1 protein-coding gene is annotated in these 551 nt (G+C 32.3%); it reads right to left on the reverse strand.

The features are described from left to right. Positions 1 to 26: 26 nt before the first annotated feature. The gene (locus tag AC1DJR_RS32960) at positions 27 to 536 is read right to left on the reverse strand and encodes a 2'-5' RNA ligase family protein (RefSeq protein ID WP_429688365.1); all 510 of its coding nucleotides are present in this window, start codon (positions 534 to 536) and stop codon (positions 27 to 29) included. Positions 537 to 551 lie beyond the last annotated feature (15 nt).

Here is a 551-nt window from a genome sequence, read left to right on the forward strand (position 1 = left end):
GTATGAAATAAAAAAGCTGACTTTTGTCAGCTTTTTTGCAATGGTACTTCAAATTCAATAATTGATTCTCCATTCTCACCAATTCGTTCCACACTAATTCTATCAATTACACAATTTAACTTCTCATGAAAACTAGGAATATCCTTCGCTATTTCAGCCGCTAACTCCGCGCTATCTTTTCTCCCAACTGTTACATGTGGTATGTATGGAATGTCTCTTTTCAAAAATCGTAATAAGGGGCCTGTATACAATTTATCATGTAGTTTTTCTATTTGTTCTTTTCCTTGCTCAATTTCTAAAAATAAATAGCCTCCTATACTAGTTACACCACTTGCAAACTTAATCTCAATTGTACCTATCCCTTTTGCTAGATTCGAAATATGTGATTTCAATTCATCATTTGAAATATTACCTTCAAAAGGAAATACAATTGTTATGTGGGGAGGAATTAAACCACATAAAGGATCGTGTATTTCTCTAATACTTTCTATCTCATCAGTAGACATGTTATTTAGAAAAAGTAAAATTGTACGCATTTTTATATCCCCCAC

This window comes from Bacillus sp. 05T31 (assembly GCF_056396725.1).